General features: G+C 57.5%; 31 protein-coding genes and 1 pseudogene. 17 read left to right on the top strand and 15 right to left on the bottom strand.

Translation table 11 applies throughout. The annotated features are described in order from the left end of the window. The first annotated feature begins 865 nt into the window (after window positions 1-865). Window positions 866-1,270 carry a DUF1236 domain-containing protein gene (locus AB7951_RS04420; protein ID WP_068738747.1) on the top strand — a complete coding sequence of 135 codons (405 nt, stop codon included), beginning with the start codon at window positions 866-868 and terminating at the stop codon, window positions 1,268-1,270. 360 nt (window positions 1,271-1,630) lie between these two features. Next, entirely contained in the window at window positions 1,631-1,819 is a 189-nt protein-coding gene (locus AB7951_RS04415; RefSeq protein WP_139069975.1) for a hypothetical protein, read from the top strand. Here the strand turns inward: AB7951_RS04415 and AB7951_RS04410 are convergent. Then, complete coding sequence (locus AB7951_RS04410; RefSeq protein WP_158596707.1) at window positions 1,816-3,156, bottom strand: ATP-binding protein; 1,341 nt, start codon at window positions 3,154-3,156, stop codon at window positions 1,816-1,818. The genes AB7951_RS04415 and AB7951_RS04410 overlap by 4 nt on opposite strands. Window positions 3,157-3,227: 71 nt before the next feature. Here AB7951_RS04410 and AB7951_RS04405 point away from each other — a divergent pair, with 71 nt between their 5' ends. Continuing rightward, window positions 3,228-3,860, top strand: a complete 633-nt coding sequence (locus AB7951_RS04405; RefSeq protein WP_081422136.1) for a response regulator transcription factor — start codon at window positions 3,228-3,230, stop codon at window positions 3,858-3,860. A 245-nt stretch (window positions 3,861-4,105) separates the two neighbouring features. On the opposite strand, the gene AB7951_RS04400 is transcribed toward AB7951_RS04405, so the two are convergent. Continuing rightward, entirely contained in the window at window positions 4,106-4,240 is a 135-nt protein-coding gene (locus tag AB7951_RS04400) for a hypothetical protein (RefSeq protein ID WP_276511283.1), read from the bottom strand. A gap of 155 nt (window positions 4,241-4,395) precedes the next feature. On the opposite strand from AB7951_RS04400, the gene AB7951_RS04395 reads away from it, so the two are divergent. From AB7951_RS04395 to AB7951_RS04385, 3 genes are all read left to right on the top strand, one after another. Beyond that, window positions 4,396-5,328, top strand: a complete 933-nt coding sequence (locus AB7951_RS04395; protein ID WP_441255696.1) for a DUF1236 domain-containing protein — start codon at window positions 4,396-4,398, stop codon at window positions 5,326-5,328. A gap of 167 nt (window positions 5,329-5,495) precedes the next feature. Beyond that, complete coding sequence (locus AB7951_RS04390) at window positions 5,496-5,735, top strand: hypothetical protein (protein ID WP_081422159.1); 240 nt, start codon at window positions 5,496-5,498, stop codon at window positions 5,733-5,735. A 703-nt stretch (window positions 5,736-6,438) separates the two neighbouring features. Further along, window positions 6,439-6,900, top strand: a complete 462-nt coding sequence (locus AB7951_RS04385; RefSeq protein WP_068738758.1) for a low affinity iron permease family protein — start codon at window positions 6,439-6,441, stop codon at window positions 6,898-6,900. A 307-nt stretch (window positions 6,901-7,207) separates the two neighbouring features. On the opposite strand, the gene AB7951_RS04380 is transcribed toward AB7951_RS04385, so the two are convergent. Further along, complete coding sequence (locus AB7951_RS04380; protein WP_120286804.1) at window positions 7,208-7,417, bottom strand: hypothetical protein; 210 nt, start codon at window positions 7,415-7,417, stop codon at window positions 7,208-7,210. A 685-nt stretch (window positions 7,418-8,102) separates the two neighbouring features. Between AB7951_RS04380 and AB7951_RS04375 the strand changes: the two genes are divergently transcribed. Continuing rightward, the gene (locus AB7951_RS04375; protein ID WP_120286805.1) at window positions 8,103-8,966 is read left to right on the top strand and encodes a hypothetical protein; all 864 of its coding nucleotides are present in this window, start codon (window positions 8,103-8,105) and stop codon (window positions 8,964-8,966) included. Between the two features lie 655 nt (window positions 8,967-9,621). Here AB7951_RS04375 and AB7951_RS04370 read toward each other — a convergent pair. Further along, window positions 9,622-10,638, bottom strand: a complete 1,017-nt coding sequence (locus AB7951_RS04370; protein WP_439068590.1) for an AI-2E family transporter — start codon at window positions 10,636-10,638, stop codon at window positions 9,622-9,624. Between the two features lie 668 nt (window positions 10,639-11,306). Here AB7951_RS04370 and AB7951_RS04365 point away from each other — a divergent pair. After that, complete coding sequence (locus AB7951_RS04365; protein ID WP_158596709.1) at window positions 11,307-11,459, top strand: hypothetical protein; 153 nt, start codon at window positions 11,307-11,309, stop codon at window positions 11,457-11,459. A gap of 64 nt (window positions 11,460-11,523) precedes the next feature. Here the strand turns inward: AB7951_RS04365 and AB7951_RS04360 are convergent, their stop codons facing one another. The 5 genes from AB7951_RS04360 to AB7951_RS04340 all read right to left on the bottom strand — a co-directional run bounded on the left by AB7951_RS04360 (window position 11,524) and on the right by AB7951_RS04340 (window position 13,301). Beyond that, window positions 11,524-11,727 (bottom strand): cold-shock protein, encoded by a 204-nt coding sequence (locus AB7951_RS04360; protein ID WP_068738889.1) that lies wholly within the window; start codon window positions 11,725-11,727, stop codon window positions 11,524-11,526. Window positions 11,728-11,800: 73 nt separating this feature from the next. After that, window positions 11,801-12,010, bottom strand: coding sequence for a hypothetical protein (locus AB7951_RS04355; RefSeq protein WP_120286841.1), 210 nt, complete (start codon window positions 12,008-12,010; stop codon window positions 11,801-11,803). A gap of 385 nt (window positions 12,011-12,395) precedes the next feature. Then, window positions 12,396-12,659, bottom strand: coding sequence for a hypothetical protein (locus AB7951_RS04350; RefSeq protein WP_147421558.1), 264 nt, complete (start codon window positions 12,657-12,659; stop codon window positions 12,396-12,398). Window positions 12,660-12,718: 59 nt separating this feature from the next. Then, window positions 12,719-13,120 (bottom strand): hypothetical protein, encoded by a 402-nt coding sequence (locus AB7951_RS04345; RefSeq protein ID WP_439068591.1) that lies wholly within the window; start codon window positions 13,118-13,120, stop codon window positions 12,719-12,721. Beyond that, window positions 13,074-13,301 (bottom strand): hypothetical protein, encoded by a 228-nt coding sequence (locus AB7951_RS04340; protein ID WP_120286842.1) that lies wholly within the window; start codon window positions 13,299-13,301, stop codon window positions 13,074-13,076. The genes AB7951_RS04345 and AB7951_RS04340 overlap by 47 nt, the downstream gene beginning before the upstream one ends. A gap of 1,310 nt (window positions 13,302-14,611) precedes the next feature. Between AB7951_RS04340 and AB7951_RS04335 the strand changes: the two genes are divergently transcribed. Beyond that, window positions 14,612-14,797, top strand: coding sequence for a hypothetical protein (locus AB7951_RS04335; RefSeq protein WP_068738891.1), 186 nt, complete (start codon window positions 14,612-14,614; stop codon window positions 14,795-14,797). Window positions 14,798-14,806: 9 nt separating this feature from the next. On the opposite strand, the gene AB7951_RS04330 is transcribed toward AB7951_RS04335, so the two are convergent. The 3 genes from AB7951_RS04330 to AB7951_RS04320 form a co-directional block, all read right to left on the bottom strand. Then, the gene (locus tag AB7951_RS04330) at window positions 14,807-15,112 is read right to left on the bottom strand and encodes a ribbon-helix-helix domain-containing protein (protein ID WP_120286809.1); all 306 of its coding nucleotides are present in this window, start codon (window positions 15,110-15,112) and stop codon (window positions 14,807-14,809) included. Window positions 15,113-15,219: 107 nt separating this feature from the next. Beyond that, window positions 15,220-15,915: a helix-turn-helix transcriptional regulator gene (locus tag AB7951_RS04325; protein ID WP_439059631.1), complete on the bottom strand. Its 696-nt coding sequence runs from the start codon at window positions 15,913-15,915 to the stop codon at window positions 15,220-15,222. A gap of 885 nt (window positions 15,916-16,800) precedes the next feature. Further along, window positions 16,801-17,154, bottom strand: coding sequence for a PRC-barrel domain-containing protein (locus AB7951_RS04320; RefSeq protein WP_120286810.1), 354 nt, complete (start codon window positions 17,152-17,154; stop codon window positions 16,801-16,803). Window positions 17,155-17,464: 310 nt separating this feature from the next. Between AB7951_RS04320 and AB7951_RS04315 the strand changes: the two genes are divergently transcribed. Then, complete coding sequence (locus tag AB7951_RS04315) at window positions 17,465-17,611, top strand: PepSY domain-containing protein (protein ID WP_120286811.1); 147 nt, start codon at window positions 17,465-17,467, stop codon at window positions 17,609-17,611. A 21-nt stretch (window positions 17,612-17,632) separates the two neighbouring features. Here AB7951_RS04315 and AB7951_RS04310 read toward each other — a convergent pair whose 3' ends face one another. Then, window positions 17,633-17,809: a hypothetical protein gene (locus AB7951_RS04310; RefSeq protein ID WP_199711949.1), complete on the bottom strand. Its 177-nt coding sequence runs from the start codon at window positions 17,807-17,809 to the stop codon at window positions 17,633-17,635. 736 nt (window positions 17,810-18,545) lie between these two features. Between AB7951_RS04310 and AB7951_RS04305 the strand changes: the two genes are divergently transcribed. Beyond that, on the top strand, window positions 18,546-18,839 hold the full coding sequence (locus AB7951_RS04305; protein ID WP_120286813.1) for a hypothetical protein: 294 nt from the start codon (window positions 18,546-18,548) through the stop codon (window positions 18,837-18,839). 1,260 nt (window positions 18,840-20,099) lie between these two features. Here the strand turns inward: AB7951_RS04305 and AB7951_RS04300 are convergent. Continuing rightward, on the bottom strand, window positions 20,100-20,456 hold the full coding sequence (locus tag AB7951_RS04300) for a septal ring lytic transglycosylase RlpA family protein (RefSeq protein ID WP_439068593.1): 357 nt from the start codon (window positions 20,454-20,456) through the stop codon (window positions 20,100-20,102). 985 nt (window positions 20,457-21,441) lie between these two features. On the opposite strand from AB7951_RS04300, the gene AB7951_RS04295 reads away from it, so the two are divergent. The 6 genes and pseudogenes from AB7951_RS04295 (at window position 21,442) to AB7951_RS04270 (ending at window position 24,803) form a co-directional block, all read left to right on the top strand. Next, entirely contained in the window at window positions 21,442-21,762 is a 321-nt protein-coding gene (locus AB7951_RS04295) for a hypothetical protein (protein WP_120286815.1), read from the top strand. 302 nt (window positions 21,763-22,064) lie between these two features. Then, entirely contained in the window at window positions 22,065-22,322 is a 258-nt protein-coding gene (locus AB7951_RS04290) for a hypothetical protein (RefSeq protein ID WP_120286816.1), read from the top strand. 519 nt (window positions 22,323-22,841) lie between these two features. Beyond that, a pseudogene (locus AB7951_RS04285) lies at window positions 22,842-23,492 on the top strand (outer membrane protein). A gap of 378 nt (window positions 23,493-23,870) precedes the next feature. Continuing rightward, window positions 23,871-24,110, top strand: coding sequence for a hypothetical protein (locus AB7951_RS04280; protein WP_139069979.1), 240 nt, complete (start codon window positions 23,871-23,873; stop codon window positions 24,108-24,110). A gap of 48 nt (window positions 24,111-24,158) precedes the next feature. Continuing rightward, on the top strand, window positions 24,159-24,383 hold the full coding sequence (locus tag AB7951_RS04275) for a hypothetical protein (protein ID WP_068738776.1): 225 nt from the start codon (window positions 24,159-24,161) through the stop codon (window positions 24,381-24,383). A gap of 69 nt (window positions 24,384-24,452) precedes the next feature. Then, on the top strand, window positions 24,453-24,803 hold the full coding sequence (locus AB7951_RS04270) for a hypothetical protein (RefSeq protein WP_068738777.1): 351 nt from the start codon (window positions 24,453-24,455) through the stop codon (window positions 24,801-24,803). A 388-nt stretch (window positions 24,804-25,191) separates the two neighbouring features. Here the strand turns inward: AB7951_RS04270 and AB7951_RS04265 are convergent, their stop codons facing one another. Beyond that, window positions 25,192-25,530 (bottom strand): integration host factor subunit beta, encoded by a 339-nt coding sequence (locus tag AB7951_RS04265; RefSeq protein WP_120286819.1) that lies wholly within the window; start codon window positions 25,528-25,530, stop codon window positions 25,192-25,194. Between the last annotated feature and the right edge of the window lie 296 nt (window positions 25,531-25,826).

The raw sequence follows: 25,826 nt of genomic DNA, 5'->3' as shown, positions 1-25,826 counted from the left end.
TTGCAATTTCAGGAGCACATCGATCGATTAAGGGAACCTCCGTCCGCGTGACACATCCCTCGCAGCGAGCGCCAACGCTAAGCGTCGTTCTAAGTTAAGCCTGCGATCTTCTATTGGCGGCTTGAAAATATTATCGCGAGCGACCACGCCTCGATGCTCGTCGGCTTGGATTGCATCGATGTTGCAATCTTCGAACGTGCAGTACGTGAAAGCGACGCTGGTGGTCCCCTCATCGAGCAGTATCTGGCATTTGACGAACTCACAGCAGTCGTATCTCAGGAAAACGGGACGCCCGCGGAAATCCAGTACCCTTCCCTGAAATCTCGTTTGGTAGATGACGTGTTCGTCCGCACCATTGTCTGTGTTCATTTCGCGCCTAGGATTTCTGTTTATAGTTCGGTCATGCATTAGTCGGCTATCGATCCCACTATTTTCTAACGTCAGAAAATCTGACCTTCCACCAGCTCATAGCGGTCAATCCCGGCATGGAGCGTCAGCCGCCTCGGCGATGTCGACAAACAATTCCTCCGACGCCGGATGCGCGTCCAAATCCCCGCGCTCTATATGCAGCTGTCTTCCTCCTCGGCAGCAATCGAGATACCAGGATTTCCCGCTCGTCTATTTCCGCCAGGGCTCATAATAGTCAGCACCACGCTTTCTGAATCACATCCAATAGTTATGATAGGTCATATAAGTCAATGTACTAACGGGTACAAACGTGGCGCGCGGTCCTCGATCACTCGGTTAGAAGCCGTTTCCCCGCCTTCCACACGGCGATGGAAAATGTCGGGATAAAGCGGCAATTCGACGGAACGACCTTAAGCGTTGGCAGTTTTCACTCCGCCAACACACCAGGAGGACGATCATGAAATTCATTTCCACGGCTGCCATTGCAATCGCTTCGCTGGCCTACTTCTCGCCTGCCCTCGCTCAGAATGGAGCGGCGGGCGGAGCCGTCGGCGGCGCAATCGTCGGTGGCGCCGTCGGCGGCCCTGTCGGTGCCGCCGTTGGCGCTGCCGCCGGCGCCACGGCAGGCGGCATTTCCGAGGCCAACCGTCCCCGCTTCCACAGCTACGTCACCGAGCGTCGTCACCCGTCATACCGGTATGACCGCGAGCTACGCGTCGGTGCCGTATTGCCCGACAGCGGCGTCACCTATTATGAAGTTCCGCGAGAGTACGGTTCCACTGCCTATCGCTACACGGTGGTCAACGATCGGACCGTACTGGTCGACCCGGGCACCCATCGTATTGTCGAAGTGATCGACTAAGCGCGCTTTTCGAGGCGGGCCGAAAGGGCCGCCTCGACCAGTTCGACGCGTCTTTGTGGGAGGATCATCTTGCCCATATTTCAATATTTCGTGTGGGTCGGCGCCGTACTGCTGGGAGTTCTATTTGCCATCGGCGAAAGCGACAGCTCTCCGACAAAAAGCTCCTCCGCAAAGGGCTGGAGGCCCACCGATTCACTGCGCAGCATGGCGCATCATCGTCAGCCGGAAGACCCGCCACGTGCCCGGGACGCGGCGTTTCGCATCGTCAAATAATAGATCGGAGGCCCCAAGCCCTGTCTATTCAACGTGCCGTTCCTAGAGACTTAAGCAGGTCGTTGCTTTGTTCAGGAGTTGCTAGAGGTGGATGACTTCCAGCTAATGACGATCATAGCCGAGGCTATTAGCACTTGTGCTATCGAGAACCGCAACGGAGAAAAATTGCCGATAACGAGCGAGCAAGCGACCTGCGTTGCAAAGGTAGTGATCACGGCTCTCTCGCTGGCCGGTTTTGAGATCACGCCGATGGCAAAGACGGCCGGTCCAACCTAATCCGGCGCTGCCAGCGGTAGGCTACACCGGATTGTTGTCCATCCGTCGGCACGGATGTAGTCAAACTTTCCTTCTAAGGCGCGGAGGCGCTCCTGCATCCCCGTCAGGCCCCGGCCGAATTTCGGCTCTAGGGGCGCCCTCGCACCATTATCGGCAACCTCGACCAGAATAGCTTCGTTCGTCACCTCGGTCTTCACGCTCATCTTAGACGCACCGGCATGTTTCAGGACGTTGGTGATGCCTTCCTGCAGCAAACGGTATACGGTCTGAGCGACCACACTGTCCGCCGTGACGATCCGGGGATCGATCTCGAATGTCACGGCCATTTCAGGCACCTGCGTGTGTACGTCACGCAAAAGCTTTTGGATGCTAGCATCGAGACCCAGCTCTTCGATGAGCATTGGTCGCAGCCGCTCAAGAATGCGGCGGTTGGCGATTTGCAAAGCCTCTACCGCCTGCAGCACGCGCTCCTCTCCCATAGACCGGTTGGTGCCGCTGCCGCGGTCGTCGATCATAGCAGTAACGTTAGCCCGGATAGCAAACAGAAGTGGACCAAGTTCATCGTGCAACTCACGCGAGATGTCACGTCGCTCCTCATCTTGGATGGAGATCATCTTTCGTAATAGACTTCGGTTCTCTGAACTGAGGCGACCGAGAGTCAAAGCAAGCTCGTTCACGGACAAGCAGCTTTCCCGAACTTCAGGGGGGCCGGAACAATCGACTTTCTTCGAGAAGTCACCAGTGCGGAGCCGTGCCAGCCCCTCAGCGAGATCGCGTAAGGGCTGCAGCGCTGCGCCAATCGTCACAAACGACAAGAGGCCGGCAAGCAATGCCATGCCGACGAGTGACCCGAGAAGCGAGAGAAAGCCGATCCATTTCTCGTAGATCTGCGCAGAGAGATCTGGTTCGAAAATAAGATCGCCGACCCGGCGACCTTGGACCAGGACGGGAATATGCTGCGCAAGGTCAGGCACGAACAGCGCTTTCACGAACCATTCCGGGACCCTGCCGGACGTCTTGCCCTGCTCCGGTGCATGCACCTCGCCATCACGGCGAAACCGGATCGCATCCGCAGGTGTCGAACCGAGCTGATCGACGAACGCCGCGAGGATTGCGTCGGGTCTTGTGGAGGCCGCGAGAGCGGCGTTCAAACCCGCCGCGACGGTGATCGCCGACCGCGCCGATGGCTCGTTTTCCTCCAAAATTTGATCCGAGGAGAAAATCCATAGCAAAGCGAGGCCGGCAATCAGGGCGCTCAGAAACATGCCGCCCAGCAGCACGCAAATGCGTGCACGCAGCGACAAAGTCGTCCACATTGGAATCATTAAATTGGTCAACCCGGCACCATTCCTCTGGTCAAAGCGTTGAAATCCAATATGCATAGCATAATTGCGAGATTGTCCCGCCGATGGCACAGCCTGTGAAGCTCCTGATTGTCGATGACCACCCCGTCGTGGTGTCGGGCTGCCGTTCGCTGTTTGCGTCGGACCCTACAATATCCATCGATGAGGCGGTCGATGAGAAATCGGGGCACCGCGCCTATCTATCTAAACGACCCGACGTGACGATCATCGACATCAATCTGCCGGATCTTTCCGGCTTCGAGTTGATGCGTCGTATCCGCAAGGATGATCCCGACGCGCGTATTATCATGTTCAGCATGAATGACGATCCAGCCTTTGTAGTCCGAGCCATCGAGCTCGGTGCCCAAGGCTATGTCTCTAAGGGCGACGATCCGCGCCTGCTCATCAAGGCAGTACGCAAAGTGGCCGCGGGTGAGAACTTCATTTCTCCGCATCTCGCCAAGACAGTAACGTTCTCAGGCGCTGCTATCCGGGCAAATCCGGCCACCAGCATGTCGGCCCGGGAACTGGAAATTCTTCGGCTCCTCGGCCGGGGCGACAAGATCGTTGAGGTCGCCGACGCGCTCGGCATCTCCTACAAGACGGTAGCAAATACCACGTCCCTACTGAAGCAGAAGCTGGGCGCACGGAACCACTCCGATCTTATCCGTATAGCCGTCGAGATGGGCTTAAATTAGAGTTCTTCACGATCAAGTCTTGGCCGCTTCTTTCGGCACAGCTCCCATCAGCCGCAGGCTTAAAGCCTAAGGACGTGGATCGACAAGTGGCTAGCGTTCCTATGACATGGGAGAAAGTGCCGCCACAGTCTTAGGGAGGCGCGACGCCTGTCGCCGGATCCGCGCGAAATTGCGGAAACGCTGCTGCATTGCGTGCGTGGGCGCAGCGCAACAACAGCGCCAGGCGCGGAACGAGTGGCGGACGCTTAATCGCGTCCGCCGGACTTATCACCAATGATGACGATGACCGCGGCCGCGGCTCCAGCCGTAATGATGCCCGCGCCCGCGGGACCAGCCGTAATGATGTCCGCGTCCACCACGATGCATGTGGCCATGACCATGACCGTGGCCGCCCTTTATCTCGATCGCATCGCCCGAAGCTGTCATCGGCGCTAGCGGCATAGCGGCCACGGCCGCTCCACTTCCCGCCGTCAGCAAAAGGGCCGCGACCCCGGCGATTATCATCCGTTTCATATTGCTCTCCTTTGACCGCACCATGCGGCCGTTGACACAAATTCCCGGGCTGCGATGGGTTCCTGAGCTCGGCGTTACGAAGACAACAGCTGGCATCAGCGCATCTTTTTGGAATATGGCGCCGCCCGTATTGCTTCTTTTACCCGGAATCGTCATCCAAGAACGGAACCAAGAAACTGCTTTCGCTGTTGTTGCGCAAGACCGAATGAGCGGTCTCGACAGTGGAGGTCATAAAATGAATAGGAGATTGATGGGATCGGCTGCGGCCATTGCCTTGATTGCCACGACTGCTTTCGCTCTGGCGCAGGGCGGCGGCGCGAGCGGATCAAAGGGCGGCGATGCACCTGCCGCATCAGCACCGCGGGCCGGCGAGGCTCCTTCGACCAACATGCCCGCTGCAAAGGGGACGGCAAGTGACGGCAAGTCGATGACCGATTCCAGGTCTGCACCTGATGCCAAGGCCGCCTCCGACCAGAAGGCCGCGCCTACCAAACCAGCAACGACCGCCCAGGATAAGCCTGCCGTCGCTCCGTCGGATAAAGCCGGGACCTCTGCGCAAGAGCGCACCGACACAAAGGGCGCGAAGTCCGCGACGGACACCAAGTCGACAACTGATACCAAGGCTGCCACTGACGCTAAGACCGGCGACGGCAAGGCCGGCTCCGCGTCTACGACGGGCAATGCCGCGACGTCTGCAACCGTTGCCCCTCCTGCTGAAAAGCGCACGCAGATCACTAGTGCGATCCGGCAAGAAAAGGTCGAGGAAGTTCGCAATGTGAACTTCAACATCTCAGTAGGCGTGACGGTACCGTCTACAGTGCGCGTGCACCCGCTCCCAACGCGAGTGATCGAAATCTATCCAGAATGGCGCGGATACGACTTCATTCTGGTCAATGGTCGTTACGTTATCCTTCGACCGCAGACGCATGAGATCGTCTACATCATCGAAGGTTAGGCCCGGCGCCGCCTTGTGGCGCTAGACACTCGTTCCTCGTTCACTCTACTGCCCCGGGTCCACATCCGCGGGCAGTTTTTTTTGGCCTTGTGCGGATCAATGCAGCTACAGCGGAACGATTGCCACTTTATCCCGTTGGCGTCTCGGTTGAACAAGGGAGCTTGAAGATGAAGTTATCAACTTACGCATTTGCCGCTGCCGTCGTGGCGACCATAACTACCCCGACCTTTGCAAGTGCGCAGGACGTGCGCGTTCGCATCGGCGAGGATCACGGAATGTCCCGCGACTATGACCGCGGCTACCGCGGCCCTCGCGCGGAATATCGCCGCGATCATGGATGGCACCGCGGCTGGCGCAATCGCGACCGGGTGGTAGTGATTAAGCAGCGCCGTCATCGTTGGGATTGATCCTAGGAAGTGGCCCGCATGGGCCACCTCCTCCTTTTCTGACAAGGTTATCCGCATGACTTTTCTAAAGACATTCGATCGACGTGCAGCTGGCTTAATAATTTTCGCTGGTTCCATCACGTTAGCATTTGCGACCCAGGGCTCCGCGGTGCCTAATGCCCCCGCAGGAGCTTCTGACGCGCTAATCGCATTAGGCAGAGCGCCTATGGACCAAGACGCCGCACGGGTTTCGCAAACTGCTGCCGATAGCGTGTGCGAAAAGCAAAACTGGCCATACTACTCCGAAGAATGCCTGCGCGGCGAAGGCGGCGGATCCGCTCCGCGTCAAGTTCACCTACAACCGGCTGCTGTCGAGCCGGCGAAGCCGACACCTATCCTCGCCTCTACAAACACCGCCGAGCGCAAGCCAACTGAGTTCCGCCAAGTCACAGAAACGCCCCGCCGGCGTAAGATGCGCCAGACGCCGCACTATGCAAGCCGGCGCATTTCAAGGCCACAAGTGATGCAACGTGAGGATTCCGAGCAACTACCCTTGACCTGGTGAGCTTGCTACAGCGTTTGCGCGTAATGATTGTTGGGCTATTGAGCGTCACGTTATCCATGGGTGCCAAGAAATGTCGCGCCTGGCGTGCCCGAGCGCTCGAGCAATAAATTACCATCGCCTTGAATTTGCACGGCATGTTGTGGAAGGTCGCACCGGCAAATGGATTCAATAGTGTCAAACAACGAACGTCGCAGCGGATTTTCCCGCTTTTTTGGAGACCTTGCTAACAAGACTTCTCAACTCGCGGGTCGAGCCACGACGTTCATCGTCGCAGCCGCCGTCGTGATCATCTGGGCCGTGACCGGTCCTCTGTTCGGTTACTCGGACACGTGGCAGCTTGTCATCAACACGGGGACGACGATTGTGACGTTCTTGATGGTCTTTCTCATCCAGAACTCTCAGAACCGAGACAGCGCCGCCATTCAGGTGAAGCTAGACGAACTCATCCGAACGAGTGCCGCTCATAACTCATTCGTCGGCATCGAGCATCTGACCGACGAGGAATTAGAGGATATCCGGACCAAGTGCGAGGCACGCGCTGCTGCCGAGAAGGTCGGTGAAAGGACTGTGCAACGCATGGGCGAGAAAGCTCGCGAAGCCGCGGACGCCGCCGGGTCCTGATGGACGGATGATGCGGGTTCCGTCCTGGCTTCGCAATCCCCCTCATCGTAACTTTCGTCGTCGGCATGTCCATGCGCCGGCTCAGGACTAGACGACGCTCGGCATCCTGCCGACCCGTTCACGGGCCGGGGTGTCAAGTTCGCCGCAACCTACAACGAAGCAAGTTGGTCAATCCGCATCGGCTAGCCTCCGAACACGAACCGCAGGACTGTCACGATGGTCGCGGAAATGAGGAATGAAATCGCGAGCAGTGTCCAATTCGGCCTTGTGCTTCCTTGAGCCCATCCAGCGAGCATTTTCATGCCCGTCAACATTCGTCTTGGGGAAGCCGGCGCAGGTGCGCTATGCCGAAGCTGGCGAGTTCTTCGGTATCGCTTTCTCGCGTTTCACCACTCCTGTGCAGATAGCGCTCCAGCAGGCAGCGGCGGCTGTCCTGTGTATCGACGTCGGGATGCGCCGCCCTGTACACCGTCCATGCTGTCTCTGCCGCCCTTCTCACCGCCACTTCGTCAACCATTCTCGCTCCGGCGATTGCTTACAGTCGGTGCCAACTCAGCACGACGGCGAAAGTTGCCAGTTCTTCCCGAAACGTCGGCCATAGCGGAGAAGCGCGCGGTGTGTCGCCGTAAATTGACGTTCAATAGATCAGTACATTTTTGTCCCGCAGCCCGGACTGGGCATCCATTTGAAAGATGGTAGCTCATCGTTTTGCTCCTCGACGGCCCGGAAGCGCCGCCGTGGTGCTGGAGGCTAAGGACCGCCGCGAACGATCAATCAAGGAGCTAGCAGGCCTATTCGCCGTTTGGACGCGAGGTCGTTTTTACCGCCCGAAGGCCATCCCGACGGGCGCCTTCGGCCACAATCATCTTTTTCCCGGTTGGGGAATACGTTGGAGGCCGAGAAGACACAAGCGAGCGATGAGGATGCGCCGCAGCCCCTGGCGGCAGGTAGAGCCACCGTCACTTAAGGCCGCGAGCCTCAACGCGTCGGGAACAATAAGCAATATTCGAGAGTTTGAAAACGCAGGGCAAAAAAGTCGATTCATGCAGCAGACGGCCGAGCGATGCTTTTGAATACAGCGGTGAGGACTGCAGGCTCTGACGGTAACAAAACGAGGAGAAGAACGATGAATGGTTTGATTTATCTGGTGGGATTAATCGTCGTCATCTTGGCCGTGTTGTCATTCTTCGGGTTGCGCTGAGATGGTTGAATCGATTGAACCTGGCGCAGCTTCCGTTGAAGTCCCCTCAAGGTATTTGAGCTGGACGCCCGTAATCCTCGGTGCCCTCATAGCGACCGCGCTTTCGTCAATTCTGCTGGCCTTTGGCGTAACGATCGGACTTGGCGTTTCATCGACGGCTCCGACTTGGCGGGACGCCTCCGCTGCGCTTTGGATATTGTCGGGACTTTATCTCATTCTCCAAGCCGCGCTGAGTTTCGGAGTGGGAGGCTATATTGCAGGGCGGACAAATGTCGGTCTGGCTGCTTTGGATACCGCCGAAATTGAACAGCGCGATGGTCTACATGGACTCGCTGCGTGGGCGCTTGCCGTTGTTCTCGGCGTAGCGCTTGCGGCCTTCATTGGAAGCGCGACACTAACGCGGCCGAACAGTAACTCATCGTCAGCACGCACCAGCGCTGCGGAGCCTTTGCTAAGCTACGAGATCGACCGCCTGTTCAGGCCCTTGCGTCGCGCCGCAAACGTAGACCTTCTGCAGGAACGTGCGGAGGCGGGAAGAATTCTCTTGACCTCGTCGAGCCACTCGGGAATGAGCAGCGAGGATCGATCTTATCTTGCTCAACTCGTTGCCGCGAACACCGGTCTCGCCGGCGCAGAGGCGGAAAAACGGGTCGATGCCGCGATTGCAACCTCTCAAGCGTCGATAGCCAAATCTCGACGGAGTTCAGTGATCCTGGCCTTCTCCGTCGCGGCGGCCATATTGCTGGGCGCGGTGATCGCGGTGGCCGCCGGCAGCGTCGGCGGCAGCCACCGCGACGGTGCAGCGATGCCGCATTGGATGGGTGCTCGCGGATCTGGAGCTGCCTATCGACGTGAGGTCGCGTGAGTTAGGTGGAACGTAGTAGATCGAATTGAATGCGCCGATCTTCTCGCTAACCTTGGCTGCCGCAAGTCTTGTACTGAACAGCGGCTAAGGCGGACGACGGGGGCTTTAGATTTCGCTTGGATTTATTAGGCCAAGCCGTTCGATGGCGCGTATGACGCCTGTGGGCGAAACCTGAAGCAAGCCGTCTACGCGAGCCACATGCGGGCTGGAGGTCACACACAGCAAGGCCCTCAACCTCACAATGGCCTTGCGCCAAGACCGGCCGTTTCGCCGGTCGGGTGTTGTAAGACGACGAGTTGCCTTTCGTTGCCGCGTGGATTCGCCACTGCTGACGGGCGCGATCTGGTGAACCCTCTAATCGAGTAATTCTTGCTTAGACGCGGCTCAACTCATTATTTCGTTGCCTGCGCGCGAGCTTCGCGGCGCTGAAGGTGAACTACATCAATGCCGGGGATTGGCTAGAGGTTAATTAACTCCAGCGCAGAACGCCTTGACTTAAAAATGATTTCTGCCGTATGGGCCCCTCCCGCGGACCACGATCTTTGGACCATTACTGATGTTGTGACGGCAAAGGCACCTCCTCGGTTGTTAGTAGCTAGCGTTGTTCATATGGAAATCTTTCATTTTGCGGAGCCCTTCAAGAAGGATCACAAAGTTACTGCGGCACTGGCCGGAAGATCCACTCGCGCCACACGGTCAGTAGTGCTGCCATAATGACAGGCCCTAGGAATAAGCCGAACAGGCCAAACGCAGCAATACCTCCGAAGATACCAACAAATGCTAGAAGAAAGGGAAGTCGCGCCGAACCACCGACCAGAGTGGGCCATACGAAGTGATCGCCAGCAAGCATAACGATCGCACCCCATAGAAACACCCCAGCGGCCGCAAACCCACTGCCTTCCCCGGAGAGCAAAACTAATGCCGCCGCGGTGAAAGCCAACCAGGCTCCGAACGGTAACATCGCGAATGCTATGGTTATTATAGTAAACATCACGGGGGTCGGTACGCCGGCGACCAAGAATCCGATACCAATAAGCAATCCTTCGCCCACAGCGACGAGAATTGTACCGTTGACCGTGCCGCGCGTCGCTTCGACCATTTTCTCGACGAGTCCCTCTCCTGGATCGCCGATAAGGCGGTCGCACGTCTCGAGGAAACGGCTCGTGACAGCGCGACCATTACGGAGGAGGAAATACAAGGTCAGAAGCGAGAACAGCAACAGAAAAAGACGATGAAGCAGCTGTGAGCCGAATGTTTTAAACAACTCCGACGCATTATCCGCGTTAACAGTTTGAAGCCATGCCGCTGCAGCTTTTGGATCCGAGAGGTTGGCGCGCCACCAAGTTTGCAGAGTTTCCGCAACGAGCGGTAGACGCGCGACCCAATCCGGCACCTCAACACCGCTCTCGCGGGCTTGCTTTAGCCACCTCACAAGAACGTCGCCTTGCTGCGCGATTTGGTAGATGGCAAGTGACAGCGGGGTGAACAGCACCAAAGCCACGATTGCGGTGAAGATGAACGCTGCCAGACTTGAATGACCTGACGAAAAGCGCGCCGCAAACTTAAGATACAGCGGCCACAGGGCAACTGCGAGAATGGTGGCCCATATCAGGGCCGGCAGAAAAGCTGAGGCGGTCCATGTCCCGAGGCCGAAAAGGACCAGGGCAAGCACGACCCGGGAGTTCCTACGCGCGTCAGCTCCTAAAGGTAGCGGCTTTCGCTCTGCTTTGGGTGACGCTTGTTCGATGTGCACCATCCGTCGCTTGCGCAACGCTTCCGTTCCGGCCTTTTCTACCATCCATCACGCCCCCGTTTATCGGGGAAGAACAAAAAAGACTGTCGTTCAGTTCCAATCGGGAAAATGTTGCAATGCCATGAACGAGCACCGGATTTCGATTCTGAGGGGCGGACGTTCGAATCGCTCCGAGGCCAACATGAATTGCCCAGCAAAATTCAGCTACTTCGCTCGGTATCGGCTTCGTTCTTTTGCAGATTTACGTGCTGCATCTCGTATCTGCTAAACCCCTTCGATTCGGGCTTTCCCTTTTAGTCACGATGAGTGCACGCAATACGGTATTAGCGAATCGCTCTATGCGCGGTAACGCCGTCGATGCGGCAAAATGCTGTGACGACACCTCCTGAAAACCAATCCATCCTGAGGTTCGCCGAACGGCCCGATGCCCCCCAAGGCTAGGGTTCGAGCGCGTGGCGGGGCCGTCTTCGTGGTTGTCGACGGTCCCGCTGTTCGTGCGCGGCCGCTATCGTCTCGTCAGCAAAATAGAACTGAACCTCTGCGACAGCTCGCCGCACCTATGAAGGCCAGCAACACAGGAGGCCATCATGCCAGTCGCACTGAAGCAGCCAACGCCCTCGATCGTCACAGCACCCACAACGTCGCCTTGGATGCATCTTGTCTGGTTCGGGGCGGCCGGACTGTTCGTATCGATCCTTGCAATGACCTACGGCTTGGATCTCAGCCCGGGTTTCTTCTGAGCAAAGGAGAACCGCCGGGGGACTGGGAAACCGGCGGATCGATATTTCAGTCAGTTCGCCGCAATCAGCCGACGCGCAGGTTTTCTGCCGACGTCTTTCCGCGGTTTTCCTGCTCTTCGTAGCTGACCTTGGCACCCTCGTTGAGCGTGCTCAGCCCCGCCCGTTCCACGGCCGAAATATGCACAAACACGTCCTTGCCACCTGTGTCCGGCTGAATGAAGCCGAAGCCCTTGGTCGCGTTAAACCACTTTACGGTACCAGTCGCCACATCGCTCTCCCTACGGCTATCGGCACAACGTCGCATGAAGCCACCGAGAGTCAAGAAGAGCACGCACGAGAGACTAGGACGGCGAGTTATCGAATGTGGCCACGCCTGCCTCTATGACCTCGATTTCATTCTCGACAGCATCCAGCGGCACGCGAAAATCGAAACCGGTCCGGCTTCGCAGGTCCTTAGCGATGCGCTTTCGATGATCCAGCAGACCGACCAGCGCCGCCCGATCACCAACCTGGATGTATGCGCTGACGATAAGCTCGATTGCTGGTGCCACTGCCGCCTCCAAAGAAAACCCGCCGGGTCGCTCCGGCGGCTCTGTCGTTTCGTCTACCAGCTAGCAGTAGGCATTACAGTGCCGCTTGAGATGAAGCTATCGGAGGAACCTTAAAGAAGGATCCCGACCGCAGTGCGGTGATGATGCGGTCGATGGTTTGGACCGCGCGTTTCGCGACACAGGCCGGCTGTGGTATTCGCCATCCGCTACCATGCAGTTGTCCTGATCGACGCCTTCTTGCATCGGCAAGAATTGCTGGAGTGACGCCCGGCCCAAGCAACGGAAGCCGAGAGGCTTCCGCGCTCCTGACCAAAAGGTGGTGAGTTCACGATGCCTACTATCGTCGGAGCACTTGTTTTCTGGAACACGGCATTGCTCATAGGGCTTAATGCCGCTCGGAGAGCCGATCGTAATTTTCTTTCACTATCGCTCTGAGGTCAGAGTAGACGTCTGATCGGGATGACCCAGCCGCAAGATCACGGAACGCCTGACTGAAGGCTTTCGTCTTTTCACGGACCATCAGATCAGCCTCATTCCATGCGGCCGTCCCGCCCAGCATAAAAACTTGCATACGCAATGCGACGACCCGGCTTGCTTCGAAGCCGAGAAGGGAAGCTTCGGTCATTGCGACGAGAGTAGATGCAAACATGTTGGCTCCCAGCTTATGAGCTCCCGTTCAAACGGGACGGGACTACGTTGGAACATCTCCTATTCAGCATCGTTCCCTGCAGTTGCACCGGTGGTCGTGCGGCCGGCGCCGCGCGCCGCATTCAGCGCTGTGACGGCGATTTCTCGAAGTCGATCCCGGGGAAAGTTCAGCCGAAGCATAGCCTGGAAGCCGAGTTCGTAGTTGCCAAGGATCTCCCGCTCGAGCGCTAGCGCAATCGCTTCAATCTGAGCGGGGGAAGGCGGCGGATCTGGAACGTCATCGGCTGGCAACGTTTTGGTGGAACCACCCGCAGCGAGGAGCGCCTCAGCCATCAAGACACCTATCTGGACGCTCAGCGCGCTTAGTTTCAACAAACCGTCGACAATATTGCGAGCAGGATCGTAACTCATCTGTCTAGCAATGGCGCCGCCGCGCCATTGCTGCTCCGAAAAGAAAAGCAACTAAGAGGGTCCCCAATGGCGCGTCCCGTGTGACCTTTGCCAGAATGTCTAACGGTCTGCCGGGCTTGCGACCCTCGTCGATCGCTGTGCTGACCCGGTCGGCGGCGTCTTTGACGCCGTCGATGACGACATCTTTCAAATCTTCGGCCGGCTCTGCAGGTGGTAGCGTTTTGTCAGTCATGTCGTGATCTCCTCGCTGCAGCAGCACAAGCTTGCGATCCGGCATATCGTTCCAAACAGTCTCGGAACTGTTCTCCAACATTCGCTTTGAACCGGCTCAACAGGGAGCTCGATCATGTCATCCACAGCCGTCGCGATATTAATCTCGGCAATTGTCGCAATTTCAGCGCCTGCTTTCGCCCAAGGTGGTGGAGGTGGCGGCGGGGGAGGATCTAGCGGCGGCTCGGCGGGTGGCAGCGCGTCTTCAGCTGGCGGCGCAGGATCGTCTGGCGCTGGTGCCGGCGGAGCTACGGGCGCTGCCAACTCCGGCAACATCGGGACCGGCAACATCAACAGCGTCACCGCGGCGCCATCGTCCTCAACCAGCTCGCAAACCTACGGACAGTCGCCGGCTGGCGCGGCTGCGACGAACTCGCTGAGCAGCACCAACACGGGCGTGATGGCCAATCCGAACGCTGGGCCGCCTTCTTTGAGAAATAGCGGCGCCAGCGTCGCTCCGGCCGGCCGGGTTGGGGACAAAACTCCGAGCCAAGATGCGAAGTGAGGCCGCGCACCAGCAGCCGCCTGTTTCCGAAGTTTCAGTTCAGACCATGCGCGGTAGCAGTCATACCCAGCGCTTAATCGACGTGGTGATGGCAGTCGGCCGCTAGCAGGCGAAATTCCCAGCGCCGACCAGGATTCACCAGCAAACATTCACGGGCACAATCCGCCAACCCCAACGGGTCCAAACCTGTCGATGACGAAGACACGGGTCACGCCAACCCGGACCCCAACCGCCAATGCCCCAGCCAGCGCTCGCCAGGCCCAGACCAAATCCCGCGCCGACGAACGCCGGCCCCCCCCAGCCGCCGCGCCATCCACCGCCGCGCCACTCACCTCCATGCCATTCACCTCCGTGCCAGCCGCCGCCACCATGAAACCCACCGCCGCCGAAACCGCCGCGAGCCGAAGCATCGGTTAGTGGAAGCAGGCTCATGGCGGCAACAGCAACTGCAAGGATTACTGTTTTCCGTAACATCGCCTGTCCTTTCCCGGTCATGGTCGCTCCCGGGACAATGACGCAGTTCGGGCTGTTTTGTTTCAGGTGACGGCGGAAGCGATGGCCTGGTTTCCAAGGGCGGCGGTAGCAGAAAGAGCCGGTGAATGTGATCGCTTCTCCCCGGTCCTGCACCGGGCGCTCGGCTGTGTCGGTGACAATTGCGGACTGGTTCGGCGTCGGTGCCTATCCGGCGTCTTGCGGAAGATCGCTTTTGCGACGGATCAAAACTGCCCCAGCTGAGTTTTTTATGGCTAACAGCACAGGAGATGAATATGAGCGTGGAAGGTAAAATCAAAGAAGGTGCCGGCTTCGTCAAGGAAGAGCTGAACGAACACGGCAAGGACGCGGAGAGCAAGAAGAAGGCCCAGCAAGGTCGCGACCTCCGCAACGAAGGCCGTGTCGAAGATGGCAAGGCTCCGAAGACGACACCGCCCGGCTCCGGTCATCCGGAAAAATAATGTCGGCAATTATCGAGAAAGCCCGCCCTCTCCGGGGCGGGCTTTTTGCTGCCTATCCGCATCGGCGCCAGTTGCCGAGCGGTACTTAGCAATAAAACGCTCCACAACAGAAACTCGGATAGCTGACGTAAGGTTGGAGTGGACTCGGTCGCGATCTATCCGCCTAGTCAGTGTTAACCGAGAGATACCTTCTTCGCTCGCAATCTCTGTCAACGCGTCCCAAAAGGCATCCTCGAGGCTAACGCTCGTTGACGTCCCGTTAGTTTGGGTGAAAGTTTGCTTTCGTGGCTTTATAGGTTTCCCCAGGTTAGCCATAACGATTGATCCCCTTAGTGCGCGCAAAGCGGAGCTACGCCCTTCAGCTCCAACATCTCTCCATCGATCGCACCGCACTCCGGCTTTCTGGCTGCCTATCGCCGACCTCAATTGCCATGAGACGGGAGGACGGCGACACGCCCGAGTAATGCAACCAGCTCCGCCTGCCGCCTTGTTTGAGTTTTGACGAACAGAGAGGCCAGGTGTGAGCGGATTGTCGTCCGGCTCAGACGCCGGGAGCGAGAAATGTCAAGCAAATTATGACCACGCGCCAATTCGACTGCAAGCTGGCTTTCCGCGGCTGTAAGGCCGAACAAGCGCCGCAGCGCCTCAGGCGTCGGCTCTGGATGAGCGTCAAGATCGAGCAGAATGATGGTGCTGGTTTCATCGGTCCAAACATTGATCATCTGGCTTACAAGCCTGGTGACGCCTTCCCTGAAGGAAGTCGCGAGCCATGATGTCGAGCCAACGGGAATTTGCGCTCCCGCGCGATTCACGAGTTGCTTGACGGCGCGATAGAGTGTTTCCCCGCTCGCGGCGCCACATTCGCGTTCCAATATCGCACGACCGATTGCGCTCACGTCAAGCAAACCGCCTCGTTTGAGTAGAACTTGCCCGCAGCCAATTCGCGCCAGGACCGCGTGTAGTACGTCACGTTGTCCAGCTAGGTCAGGCTTCTTGTCTGGATCAGCATCCGACCTGACGAGGGATGCGCGATTGGAAATGTTGAAGATTGATTCCCTGCATGGATGAAGGGATGCAATTGCGGCAGGCAATGCGGCACTCTGGGTCAAGTTCAACATTGCGTCTTTCCCTTTGCCTATTACGTCGTTTGAATGACAAGGCTTGATCGAGCCAAGAGCATTCCGACGTCAACGAGCCGTGTAAATGCCCCGCACGGAGTAACCCGACTGCACACCTCCCCGAAGCCTCGCAATCTAGTGCTCCGACTGACACAGAAAAATAGGAAGAGCGATGCAGAACCTTGCTCCCTTCTGCGCTAGGCGTCGGGCTAGAAGGCTCATGCACACTCGTACCCCATTGTGGCTACCCCCTGTGCCACGGGCGGTGCGACGTTTTCGCAAAGCGAACTAAATCTCAATAGAAGTATTGTACGCGGTTATTGGATGATGGGATGTGTTATGCGTATGCTCATTTTCGGTATCGCATTGTTGTTTGACGCGGACGCGTCGGCTCAGCCCATCCTTGCCCGTGAGCCCCACACCCTGCCCCCCTTTGCTGTCGTCTATGTCCAGAACAACAGCTGTATTTACGGCAAGGTACTGAGGGTCGTCGGCTCCCTCAAAGGCCTCCAGCGCAAACGTACTTGCGTTTCTGTGAGCTCCGCTCATGCAGAATTCTAATGCCCACCTCAAGGATCGCGCCAATCGCTGTGCTGGTTGCCTGGATCATCGCCGTCGCGGCTGCTGGCATTTTTCTAGTACGACTATGAGCATTACGCTTCTGCCGCGAACCGAGCGAAGTACTTAAGCGCATATGCCGGGAACGGGTTAGATGGCCGCGCGTACCAATGCGTTGCTGTCGTGACGAGAAACCGGCAAAACCGCCGCGTCCATCATCCCCGTTTTGGCCGGTTGTCACCCGGCGTATGCGTCAGACAATTCAGCCAAAGTAGAATAGTTTCTTGCTTTAAGATCAAAGAGCCACGACTTGCCGCGATCGAGGAGCTAGACCCAAGGAGTGCCGTAGTAATCATTGAGCGAGCGAGCCCGGTTGGTGTCCGACCAGTCCCAGTCGCTGTCATTGGCGTATTTCGGCGCGCCCTCGAGCTGAGCCTTCGTCACGTTGGTAACGTAACCCTCAAGATTGGTGTCGTACTTCAGCGTCTGCCAAGGGAGCGGATAATGCTCATCGCCCATCCCAAGGAAGCCGCCGAAGCTCAGCACTGCATAGGCAACTTTGCCGCTGACTTTGTCGATCATCACGCTTTCAATCGAGCCGACCTTTTCGCTGTCGGGACCATAGACGGCGGTGCCTTCAACCTTCTCGCTGCTGATCAGATTGCTCGTTTCGTTTGCCATAACGGCTCTCCCTCGTTTGAGTCTCGATAAAAACGGGAGAATCTGTCATTCGTTCCGGAGTGGCTCCAGTGTGATTTAGCGAAGCCCAGAGAGCCACGGTTATAGACCGACAAAGCCAGCCGCTCTGGGTATGCTGTAGCTCAAACCTGTTGGTGCCGCGCCGTAGCCCTTCAACCGCCGCTATCCCCGCAACTGCCATGCCGACGAAGGTCCGCTCTCCCTCATTGACGCGGTGCAGAATCCGCTTGGCGATGACGCATCGGTTTTCGTGACTGTCAAGGCAACGAGGTAAGGTCTCGCACGCTTTGGCATGCCAGTGGAGCAAGTGATCGCGAAGGTGCTGCAGTCCGGCTACTCGCTGATTTCCAAGCTCGAGGCCGACGATGGCCGATGGGAAGTTGAAGGCATCAAGAACGGCAAGAGGACGAACTTTCAGCCGGCCCGAAGAGTGACGTAATCATTGCCAGAAGCTGGCCGACTAATCTCCGCTGCTGTTCTTCGCTTTCCCTTTCTTTTTAGGTTTCAGCGCCTCAGCTTGAGCTCGGAACGCTTCGGCTAGATTGTGCATGCGTTCAGCGTGCTCGGTGTCTTCCGAGCGCAGAGCTACAGCCTCGGCTTTCTTAGCCTGCTTCCTGAGCGACTTCGTTGGTTTCATCCCACATTATATCGCGGCGCGCCCTTTAAGGAACGATGTTCCCTGACGTTGCTTGTTGGAGCAGCCGGACACCATCTCTCCAAGGTCGATAATCCGGTGAGGCCCGACGACATTGCCCCCGATGACGTCGGGCCGAATTATTGCGAGGTACCCCCGCTGCTCGATTGATCTCAAGCGCAATTCACTTTTCAGACTGACCATTTCTGATAATTTGTCACCGCTATGCCACAGACCCAAACGCCGATCTGTCCGAAATGCGGATCTGTCACTGCTTGGCTGCGGTCTACTCCGGCGGACAAGGGCATGGTCATCCATGCCTACGAATGTCCAAAGTGCAGCTTCATCCATGCCGCTGTTGGGCCAGATCCAGTGATCCAGGCCGAGGGCTGGTTGAACGGCGAGCTGCGACCGCTGGAGAAATAACCGTGACAAGGCGCCTGCTTGCGAAACCATGGGATACGGAAGACGTCGCCAAGCTGAAAGAGCTAGTCGACAGCGGAGCGTCTGCTCTACGTGCCGCAGCGGCGCTCGGCCGGCCCATTACGTCAGTCAAAAGGAAGGCGTGCGATCTGGGGATTTCGCTGCCAAGCGTCCGCAAGGTAAGGGCGGACCTGCGAGCCAAAGGCGCTATCGAAGACCTTCGACACCGATAGTCTGTGGGAGAAGCCTGAGCGCTTGACCGGAACTAATCCGCAACAGGACGTTTGAATCTGCCGTTCAGTTGCGGATTTGAGTTATGCCATGGTCGACGCGTTTTCCAGACCCCATTGCCCTCCCCGCTGGCGGTAAACTGGCCACCCTGCAGGATGCCGGCGAATACATCACCCGCCTGCCGAAGCAGATGCACGACGCCCCACCGTGGCAGAACGCAATGCACGTGTTGATACAGGCCGCCGAGTACGACGGGCCGATCGAGTTCGCACGCCTCGGCATGTTGCAAGCACTCTTTCCAGGAGGCACGCCGGTTTACCACTCCGTCGACAAGGATCCGAAGTGGCGCAACCGCTACAAGCTCGTGAGGGATCAATGATGCGCGACATCGACACCATCAACGACGCCATGGATGACGCTCGGGCCGTCTTACACAGCTCATGTGGCCGGGACCGCGGAGCCCGCAATTCGTCTTACAACGCATGCTCGAAATACTTGACCACGAAGACGTGAGCGCTGCACAGGAGCGGCTGCGCAAGGGCTACGGGCGCCTTCGGCTCGTGGAATAAAAATGGCCAGCTGTCCCTCAGGATAAGTCCGGCCATAGTAAACTAAAGTCTAGGTGAACGTTCCTGCGGCTGCTTATACCAATTTCGTGGAAGTCCTGCATTTGCAGGCCTACGCATTGAAATACCAAGCAGGTGAGCTTTGCACACAGTTGCCGCTCGCGTCCGTCCCAACTCTCTGGAAATATCGTCAGGAGATCGGCTGCCAGCCGGATCTCGTAACTTTGCAATATCATCATCGGTCCACACCCGATATTCGTGCGGCATTTCCATCCTCCATACCGACGCTACCTTCCCGGCAAAAAAAGATTATGCGCCGCAACATGGCGGTTCAATCATATTTTCGGTCTTGCTTGCTGAGGGCCAGACTCACGTCTGCCAAAGGTGGAGAGCGCATCGAATTGCGCAAAAGACCACTTTCGAGATTGTGGATCGATTAGTAGCGCTGTGCCGAGTGCGTCGATGGCTCTGACGACGCCCCAACGAGAAGCGATCGCAACGGCTGCACGACTGAGAGCGATATCTCGAAGGTGCGAAGAGTTTGCGAAATTCGGCGGGTATCGATCAGTGTCCGACCGGCTAAATGCTCTGGCGGTGAAATACCAGGAACGAGCGCGGAGAGTTGAGGAACGCGCCGGAGTGTACTTAAATGACGACAGGCCGTCGTTCAGTTTGCGGAGAAGGCGCCGCCGTTGTCCTGAATGACTGCCGACTGACCTTCTGCGATCGGCCACCGTCTGTCCAACAACTCTCGCACCTCTTGCCGGACCACTTCCGTACCCGAGTAGTAACCAAGGCAGAGGCCCGCATATCCGCCGATCAGAAAACAAGCGAAGCAAGCCATTAATGTTATCCACATCGCAGGGCCTCCATGCTTCATGGACCTTAGCTCTTCGCCGCATGTACACGAGCTTCGACGTCGAAACGGTATTCTCCCCGCCCGCAGCCGGCGACGTCAATGATAACCGGATTTCTGTCTCAAGTCGCTTAGTTTCTCGCCGGCTGAGAATCGCTCCGTAAACAAGACCGGGTCATCCGGGTCGCCCTCTCGGGCCTCGTGGGCTACTGAACGGTTACGCGCGCGATCCCGCCCATGCCGATTGCGTTGGCTGCTGCTCGAGACGGGTCGATGCAGCCCCTCGATGAACGGGCCGGTCCGTGATGCGGACCCGCACCGATCTGCCGTTGTTCTTGTTCGTGACCGTGACGTGGCTACCGAAGCGCCGGCTCTTGTGCGCGGCCATCAGGGCGCAAGCATTGAACCGTTCGCCCGAAGCCGTCCTACGGCCGTGGTAGCCATCCCCAACGCCGTACTGGCTGGCGACGCACGTTTCTTCCTTGGTCAACTTGACGCCAATCGAGACAACGCCTTCGAGAAAATTCTGGGCAAACGCCGGTGAATTGAAAAAAATGCGCACAGCAAAACGCACGCGGAGAACAGGCGGATCAATGAGTTTCCTTGGGTTGCGATGCTAGAGGTCGATGGTCGGCGTGACCCTAGAAGCCACGCTTAGGCCAGGCCCGGCGCTCATGGATTCGGTTGAGCGTCGGGCCATTTCGCTGCCGGGCTTGGTTGGAACTAAATCCGTTTTTGCCAATTTTTTCCGCGGTCGGCAGTTTCTGTCGTGGGCTGCCTTCCGGGCTCGGCGGCGTACCCTTGCACCCAACTCGACCGCCGCCGGGCCTCTCTAAATTTCCATCACCGGGCTCGGGATCATTCCGCACCGAGTTCAGTGAGGCGGCCCGGCGGCCGATCCCATCCGCCGTCGGGCCGATCTTCCCCGAGGAACGAATTAGGTTTGCGTTGATTTTTTACGAAGCCGGCAGCTTTCCTCAGCGGCTGTTGGTTAGGCTCGGCGCCTGAGTCCAAACGGGCGCTGGGCCGCCTCTTTAAGCGTGCGCGCTCGGACGAATTCGGCTCTCCAAAAACCTGTCAAGGCGAACGTGATGCCAGTCCCAATAGCGGCGCACGATCTCGGGGCCTTCTCCTCGATGATGAAGGATTTGTTCTTCGAGGACGGCGCTTCCTTTGTGGCGGTGATGGCGCACAAGGCCTGATGTTAGATTTGCGCTCCGGTTCGACCCCGCGTTTGCCTTTTCCACGAAGAGACCCGACCGGGGCCCTAAACATCTGGACTTACAGCGCGCCGATTCCCTAAGCTATCTTATCCCAACTGGTTTGGAATCCGATGAAACAACATCCTTCGAGGATGGGGCTAGGCATTGCGTTAGGGGTGTGCCTTGGAGCTGTCCTCGGCATTGCCATCAGGAACGTGACCGCTGGCATCATTATCGGCATCGCCGTAGGGGCCGTGATTGCTGGTTACGCAGATCATCGATCCCGGTAGCAAGCGCACGCCCGGCTGCTCCCCATCTCTCCAAGGAATATGGCGCGCTGGTTGTCGTTTTCCCCTTATGTCCGACGAAGACGAGCCCGTCACCGAGATCGCCGCTCCGCCCGTTTTGGTCCCCGAAACCAATCGATTGTGGCGGTTAACGCCTGCATTGAATCTGCTTGAGAAGAGCAGACAGATTGCCATCGTCCCCGCCGAGACCGAGGGGGTGGCTCGCGCCATTGCGACGAGAGCAGATCCCATGGGACGGGATTGGCGTGATCGCGTCTCGTTCGCAGCGGATAGCATCGAGACGACCGAGCGGCACGTCATCGGCGACGTAATATTTCGATCTATCCCGCAGCAGCCTCCTCCAAAGCCGAAACGAACCAAGAAGGCCTAACCATGCCCAAGAGAATGACTGAGCATGAACTCGAGATGTGGGCCGCAGATCTACTGATGGAAGCGCACGCGATCGCTCCATGCCCCACCACGGCTATATGCGTTTGCGACACAGCCATCACGCTGTGGACTACGCTCTGTCGCTGGCAGAACACCGAACATCCTCGGGCAAAAAGGAGCGGATCGCGGCGGTCGAGAGCGTGCTCGATGGGCTGAGTGATGAGTGTCCCGCATGCTGACACCCAGCTTGCCAGATCTCATCGACTTTCCAAATGTCGTACCGCGCTCGGGTAAGCTCAAAGCATGACAAAGAAACCAGCGGCTTCCCTGCATGACAAACCACTCAACATGCCCGCCGAGGATGACCTCGAAGCGCTGCTGGCCCTCGATGTGGGCGTGATGTCGATACACGATTCCCCGCTCCTTGGTACTCTGACGTTAGTCACCCGAGATGGGCACTACGATTTTCTGATCAACGAACAGATCGCCAACGAACTGGTCCAAGAAGCACGAGCTCTTCTCCGAGGCGATAGCCCGTCTCTGGTCGAACGTAACGAATAGTCAGATTGCCATTGGTCAGTAGAGCTTGTTGCCCACATTCCGAAGAAACGGACTTCGAGTGCATCCAGGTGCGGATCGCCGACACTCGCAACAACAGGACATGATCGCTGCAGCGCGAAAATCGAGGACGATAGACAGAAGAACGAGAGTACGGGTTAGAAAAATGCTCCGCAGCGACATCACTCGCCCATTGAATGCGAAACCCGCCTCGCTCCGGTGCAGCGGGCGGACAGCTTCAATACCGAAGTCTGGATACCGGCGGTGTCCCGCCTCGATCCGTGCCCATGATCAGGCCTGTCACGCCGGCATGTTCCATCAAGGCTTGCTTGATCAGCGGGATGCTCAACGTCGCTCTTCCTGCGTATGGAACCAGACGGTAGCGGGTGCCGCACGCTTTAATTTGTTCCCGCCTGCCGCTCACAACTTCGGCGCGATCGTCCCCGTGTGTGCCTTTTGAGAGACGGTAGTGGGGCGTATTAGTTCATACGATCTCGCTACAGATTCAAAATGGAGCGACACATGAAAAAGTATTTACTCGCAACGGCCGCGCTACTTTTCGCTGCAACGTCGGCCTCGGCTGCCGACATGGCTGCACGTCCCTATACCAAGGCGCCCGCAATGGCGCCCGCGATAATCTACAATTGGACCGGCTTCTATATCGGCGGTCACGTCGGCGGCGCCTTCCGCGGCAATTCGAACAACGTTCTCGGCGGCGGTGACGACGGTCGCTTCATGGGCGGCGGTCAGATCGGTTGGGACACGCAGTTCGCGCCTAACTGGGTGTTTGGTCTGGAAGCGAACTACAGCTTCATCGACACCAGCAGCAGCTTTGCAAACCGCGGTCTCGGTTCGGTTACCGGCCGTCTCGGTTACACATGGGGCCCGTCCCTTCTTTACGTAAAGGGCGGTTACGCCTGAGCCGACTCGCGCTTCACCAACGGCTTCACCGGCGATGGTGGCCGGGATGGCTACACAGTTGGCGGCGGTCTCGAATATCTGTTCAGCCAGAATTGGTCGGGCAAGGTGGAATATCAGTACTACGATTTCGGGACGACTAGTTTCGTCACTCCGACGTTTGCTATCGGCGGCTTCCGAAACGACGAGCACACGATTAAAGCGGGCCTGAACTACCGCTTCAATCTGGGCAACTTCGGCACCGGCACCTTCTAAACACTGACGTCAGTGAGAGGCCGGCAAATGAATGCCGGCCTTTTCTATTTGCCAGACGATTGGCGAGACAATCAGAACAATTACGGCCGCCGCGGACATCTCCGTGGCGGGCGCATTTCTTCAATCAAGGTGAGAGTTGTCAGTCAATATACCCTCAGCCAGCGCACATCGTTGATCGCCCTATCCAGACCTGCCCCTGGTTCTGACACCTCATCTCGGAGTCGCCGAGCGCATCGAGCACGATGATTGCACGTTTGATGACCACCTTAAGGGCGGCGTGAAACATGGCGACAGAGTGATCATTCATTGCTGAACCTTCGCGACCGGGAACGATCCGCCACAGCGGCTGTTTTCTGGAAAACTCGCCGGAGCCAATCGATGAAAGTGATACTTTCTAAAAAGGAGCTGGAGCGCGAAGCCCTCGCGGAGATGAGAAAACGCCCAGGTTGCGAGACGCTGAAGGCAGTCGACGTCCAATACAGTGACCTTCGAGCCGATACGAATTGGACTCTGTATGCCTTCACAGAAGGCCGAATTGATCCGGGTGCTTTGCATAGTGCGCTGGAAATGACCGTAAACAAACTGCGCCATCAATATGAATTGCGCGCCCCGGAGTGATCCCTTACAGGAAGTCAGACTCCCACCTCGTCCTGAAGTCTGACCTCCATGCTTAAAAAGAAAGCGACCGCCAACGAGCTGATCTGGCTCTTTCACGAGAAGCTTGCAGGCTCCAACTTTCCCAATGCCGGGATTGCGATTATTCCAATCGGTAACGGCAATTGGTCCGCGCTGACGAATGCCACCGAACGCCGGCACTATCCCGATCTGGCAAAGACTGTGGTGCGAATAGAGAAGCAGCTCCGCGCTCGCTACCTCCTGAAAGAAGTTTGACCTCCCTTCACGGGCGGGAACTAAGCCGGCGATTGCCTGTTCTATGGTCCCATCGACCAAGGCTGCATCTTGAACAAGACCAACCAGTTTGACCTTCCTACGCTGCCACATGCCCAAGCCGCCGAGCGCTCTCGAATGAGCGACGACCAAAGCCTGATCAAGGCCCGTTACTGCAGATCGATCCTGAAGGTCGCCGCGATCAGCACCGAGCAGGAAGCCCGCATTTTGCTGAACGGCCTGGCCACCGAGCAGGTTACCACGAACACCTCTCCCGCGATGGCCGAGGCTGAACGAGTAGCTTTGACTGCGATCCGCGATCTGGCTGGATATCAGCACAGCCGAAGCGTCCCCCAAAGCTCCAGCGAGTGGATGCGTGCCGCGCGAGCAATCCAGTTGTGGCTAAACGTTCACGATCAATAGGCATCGTGCGCGCGGAATGCGGAGAAACGGACGCGTCCGATAGCAAACAGCAAAAGACATCTCGTGAGCTGTAGCTTCTGTATCGGAACGGCCTTTTTCGAAGCTCGTCTTAAAAACTTCATTAAAGGCACGCGCCGCTAAGGCATCCGGCGCCAGACCTTTACCCTACGGTACGCGGTACGCAGTTGCGTATCTGTGATGCGTACCTCGCCGTCCGAAAAATAGCTCAAGTGGCGGATGTCGTTGAGGTTTCCGCCTACTCGTTTTGTGATACGCAGTATGCATTTTCCCCAGACAGGAAAAAATCTGCGCGTGAGGAGAGCGCCGGTCCTTGGCGATTGCGCCTAAAATGCTTTCAGACTTTCCCCTACGATTAGACAAAGCTGGTTTAGCTCCCCGAAAAACCGGCGGCCGGTCTTGAGGCAGCGCTCATTTCCGGCGCAGCATTTTCGCGATTCAGGCGCTCGCGCATTTCCTTTCCGGCCTTGAAGAACGGAAGGCTCTTTTGGTGCACGGTAACATGTTTTCCAGTACGTGGGTTGCGGCCTGCACGAGCGGGGCGATGCCTTACCGAGAATGCGCCGAAACCGCGAAGCTCAGCCCGATCACCGCGCGCCAGCGCAGCGACGATCTCATCGAGAATCGCGTTCACGATGTTCTCAAGGTCCCGCTGGTAGAGGCGCGGGTTATGTTTAGCGATGCGTGGAACAAGTTCGGATTTGACCATCGTGACGTCGGAAATTTGGCGGGAGGCCGCATTTCCTCGATCTGACTTGCACTGTCAAGATGCAATAAATTGGGGAATCGTCGAAAAACCTGACGCGGCGAGACCTGTTGATCTGCACTCATCAATCTTGGAGCGGAACCAAATCAACCACTTCTGTTTACATAATCCAAGTGCGATATCCCAATCGATTTCCTGTCTGTTCCCGATATTGAGGCTTCCGTGCACCTTCGATCTGGCCGATGGGCATTAGCCGAGGAGCGTCAATTGATCGCGTCGATCGAGGGGAATACGTCGGC

The organism is Tardiphaga sp. 285_C5_N1_2 (assembly GCF_052076065.1).
GTDB lineage: Bacteria > Pseudomonadota > Alphaproteobacteria > Rhizobiales > Xanthobacteraceae > Tardiphaga > Tardiphaga robiniae.
The sequence above is the reverse complement of the archived record's forward strand: the minus strand, read 5'-3'. Positions and strand labels throughout refer to the sequence as shown.

What these genes read in the sequence shown, in the direction of transcription:
- AB7951_RS04395 (WP_441255696.1), top strand. Translation starts at nt 4,396, where the DNA reads ATGCGGCCGTTGACACAAATTCCCGGGCTGCGATGGGTTCCTGAGCTC.
- AB7951_RS04340 (WP_120286842.1), bottom strand. Translation starts at nt 13,301, where the DNA reads ATGACTGACAAAACGCTACCACCTGCAGAGCCGGCCGAAGATTTGAAA.
- AB7951_RS04380 (WP_120286804.1), bottom strand. Translation starts at nt 7,417, where the DNA reads ATGGTTGACGAAGTGGCGGTGAGAAGGGCGGCAGAGACAGCATGGACG.
- AB7951_RS04390 (WP_081422159.1), top strand. Translation starts at nt 5,496, where the DNA reads ATGAAGTTATCAACTTACGCATTTGCCGCTGCCGTCGTGGCGACCATA.
- AB7951_RS04405 (WP_081422136.1), top strand. Translation starts at nt 3,228, where the DNA reads ATGGCACAGCCTGTGAAGCTCCTGATTGTCGATGACCACCCCGTCGTG.
- AB7951_RS04320 (WP_120286810.1), bottom strand. Translation starts at nt 17,154, where the DNA reads ATGGCAAACGAAACGAGCAATCTGATCAGCAGCGAGAAGGTTGAAGGC.
- AB7951_RS04275 (WP_068738776.1), top strand. Translation starts at nt 24,159, where the DNA reads ATGCTTAAAAAGAAAGCGACCGCCAACGAGCTGATCTGGCTCTTTCAC.
- AB7951_RS04315 (WP_120286811.1), top strand. Translation starts at nt 17,465, where the DNA reads ATGCCAGTGGAGCAAGTGATCGCGAAGGTGCTGCAGTCCGGCTACTCG.
- AB7951_RS04325 (WP_439059631.1), bottom strand. Translation starts at nt 15,915, where the DNA reads ATGTTGAACTTGACCCAGAGTGCCGCATTGCCTGCCGCAATTGCATCC.
- AB7951_RS04295 (WP_120286815.1), top strand. Translation starts at nt 21,442, where the DNA reads ATGTCCGACGAAGACGAGCCCGTCACCGAGATCGCCGCTCCGCCCGTT.
- AB7951_RS04350 (WP_147421558.1), bottom strand. Translation starts at nt 12,659, where the DNA reads ATGTTTGCATCTACTCTCGTCGCAATGACCGAAGCTTCCCTTCTCGGC.
- AB7951_RS04310 (WP_199711949.1), bottom strand. Translation starts at nt 17,809, where the DNA reads ATGAAACCAACGAAGTCGCTCAGGAAGCAGGCTAAGAAAGCCGAGGCT.
- AB7951_RS04400 (WP_276511283.1), bottom strand. Translation starts at nt 4,240, where the DNA reads ATGGTCATGGCCACATGCATCGTGGTGGACGCGGACATCATTACGGCT.
- AB7951_RS04330 (WP_120286809.1), bottom strand. Translation starts at nt 15,112, where the DNA reads ATGGCTAACCTGGGGAAACCTATAAAGCCACGAAAGCAAACTTTCACC.
- AB7951_RS04335 (WP_068738891.1), top strand. Translation starts at nt 14,612, where the DNA reads ATGAGCGTGGAAGGTAAAATCAAAGAAGGTGCCGGCTTCGTCAAGGAA.
- AB7951_RS04290 (WP_120286816.1), top strand. Translation starts at nt 22,065, where the DNA reads ATGACAAAGAAACCAGCGGCTTCCCTGCATGACAAACCACTCAACATG.
- AB7951_RS04305 (WP_120286813.1), top strand. Translation starts at nt 18,546, where the DNA reads ATGCCATGGTCGACGCGTTTTCCAGACCCCATTGCCCTCCCCGCTGGC.
- AB7951_RS04365 (WP_158596709.1), top strand. Translation starts at nt 11,307, where the DNA reads ATGCCAGTCGCACTGAAGCAGCCAACGCCCTCGATCGTCACAGCACCC.
- AB7951_RS04280 (WP_139069979.1), top strand. Translation starts at nt 23,871, where the DNA reads ATGAAAGTGATACTTTCTAAAAAGGAGCTGGAGCGCGAAGCCCTCGCG.
- AB7951_RS04420 (WP_068738747.1), top strand. Translation starts at nt 866, where the DNA reads ATGAAATTCATTTCCACGGCTGCCATTGCAATCGCTTCGCTGGCCTAC.
- AB7951_RS04375 (WP_120286805.1), top strand. Translation starts at nt 8,103, where the DNA reads ATGGTTGAATCGATTGAACCTGGCGCAGCTTCCGTTGAAGTCCCCTCA.
- AB7951_RS04385 (WP_068738758.1), top strand. Translation starts at nt 6,439, where the DNA reads ATGGATTCAATAGTGTCAAACAACGAACGTCGCAGCGGATTTTCCCGC.
- AB7951_RS04265 (WP_120286819.1), bottom strand. Translation starts at nt 25,530, where the DNA reads ATGGTCAAATCCGAACTTGTTCCACGCATCGCTAAACATAACCCGCGC.